Origin of the sequence: Streptomyces sp. NTH33, from assembly GCF_003236365.1 — a bacterium.
GTDB lineage: Bacteria > Actinomycetota > Actinomycetes > Streptomycetales > Streptomycetaceae > Streptomyces.
The window spans coordinates 1-2,012 of the sequence record NZ_POTZ01000772.1 but is presented as its reverse complement, the minus strand read 5'-3'; the positions used below and the strand labels follow the sequence as shown (position 1 = coordinate 2,012).

2 protein-coding genes are annotated in these 2,012 nt (G+C 73.0%); both read right to left on the bottom strand.

From position 1 onward, the window contains the following. The coding region (locus tag C1I97_RS36080; protein ID WP_146608416.1) for an ATP-binding protein at window positions 1–1,050 on the bottom strand (1,050 nt) is incomplete at its 3' end. A gap of 435 nt (window positions 1,051–1,485) precedes the next feature. Beyond that, on the bottom strand, window positions 1,486–1,944 hold the full coding sequence (locus C1I97_RS39485; protein WP_146608415.1) for a hypothetical protein: 459 nt from the start codon (window positions 1,942–1,944) through the stop codon (window positions 1,486–1,488). Window positions 1,945–2,012 lie beyond the last annotated feature (68 nt).

Sequence of the window (2,012 nt, the reverse complement as noted above, 5' to 3'; positions counted from 1 at the left end):
CCACCAGCGCCAGCGGATTCTGCCACTGCTGCCCCGGCCACTCCCTGCACAGCACCGCGCCTCGGGGGCAGCGGTCTCCGCGGTGCGGGCACGCTGCTCCGGAAGGTGCGCCCCCGCCGGATCCAGGGTCTCCACCATCGCGACCGGCACCAGGACCACGGCCCGCACCCCGCCGTACGGCGAGGGCAGCAGGTCCACACCGAACCCGTGGCGGCGGGCGTACTCGCCGACGACCGCGAGGCCCGTCTGCGGTACCTCTCCCATCTCGCCGATCCCTACCGGCCTGCGCCCCGAGGCCACCTCGCGGGCCTGCGTCAGCGAGTGCTCGTCCATGCCCACCCCGCCGTCGTCGATCTCGACGACGGCGCCCCGCTGCACGGAGCGCACCGTCACCGACACCTTGGTGCGCGGCGGCGAGGACTGCGTGGCGTTGGCCAGCAGCTCCGCGGTCAGGTGGATCAGCGGCTCGACCACCTGCGGTGCGGCCGCCACATCCGGGTCCCCCGCCACCTCCACCCGCTGGAAGGCGGTGATCCGGCCCGAGGCGGCCCGCACCACGTCCACCAGCGCCAGCGGATTCTGCCACTGCTGCCCCGGCCACTCCCTGCACAGCACCGCCAGGCTCTGCGCCAGCCGTGCCTGCTGGGCCGCGGAGTGGTCCACCGCCATGCTCGACTCCAGGACGTCGGCATTCCCCGGGTGCCGGGCCGCCATCAGCGACGCCCCCTCCTGGATGCGGTGCGCCGCCGCCTGCACCCGGCGCGCGAGGGCGACCACCGCCAGCCGCAGAGTCTCCCGCCGCTCCCGGTTCTCCTCGGCCGCCTCGACCACCGCGGTGCGCACCCGCTCGAACTCCCGGGCCACCTCGTCGTCGGCCTTGTCGCCGCCGCGTACGGGCGGCACCGGTTCGTCGCTCAGCAGCGCGGGCAGCTGCACCGCCACCAGGTGCTCGATCTCGACGCGCAGCGCCTCGGACCGTCCCGCCGAGAGGGCGCGCCACTGGGCCTCGCGCTCCTGGATCTCCTTTCGGAGGCGATCGTTTTCAGCCACGGCGTCACGGTGTCGACGGCGCCCCCACTCCACGGCCGCCAGCAGGACCAGGACCGCCGCGCCCCCCGCCGCGGCCCATTCGGGGCGCGTTCCGCCGGCGATCAGGGAGACGGCGGCGGCGCAGGCGGCGGCCGAGGCCAGAACGACCGGCCACAACAGCCCGCCCGGGCGCTGGTGAGACGCGGAAGACGGGGAGCGAGCCATGAAACACCCTCAAGACGAGTCGACAACAAGGAAGGGGACCATCGTTCGCGGCCGCGGTGTCGACCGGCGAAGCCCGCCCCTGTGCCGGGACCACGGCCGACAGGGGGGTGGGGGGCCGCTCCGCCATGATCACCGCAGAAGAAGCCTATAGCTCCGTATGTACCGTGGCCGGATCCAGCCGATCATACGGCGCAGGACATGCGGCGAGATGGTTACTGTTCGTCAGGACGCTTACCATGCACACCACTTCTCTTCAGCCACCATCCAAAGTGGTGTGTAGCAGACCCGGCGGAGAATGGTCCAACCCGTGTCATGGTGCGGCCGCGCTCCGGGGAACGGCGTACGGATTTGCCGCTGATTCGGCGGGTTGCTCCCGCTTGTGGGGGTGGTACCCGGAACGGAAACACGCTCAAGCGGACCGCCGGCTCGCGCGAGGAGAGCGAAGCGCGATCGCGCTGCCACCGGGTCATCCCCCGTACGCACAGGGCGAGTCGGGTCTTCTGGGAGGTGGCGGTCCGCCGCCATGCCCTCGCGCACCAGGCCGGTCTTGTCGTCGTCGCCGTTCACCCGGGCCGAGCTGGCCGTGGCGTCGCGCACGGCGGTCGGCGCGGCGAGTTCGATGTCGCCCGTCCGGCCGCGGACGACGGTGAGGACCGGCTGCGCAACGGTGGCCTCGGTGTGCTCGTCCATGCGTCGGACGCTGCCGCCGCCCTCGCTGGAAGCACTCGGGGCACGGCGGGGACGGACCGGTCGCGGAG

Coding starts and splice junctions, on each gene's coding strand:
- C1I97_RS39485 (WP_146608415.1), bottom strand. CDS start 1,944: ATGGACGAGCACACCGAGGCCACCGTTGCGCAGCCGGTCCTCACCGTC.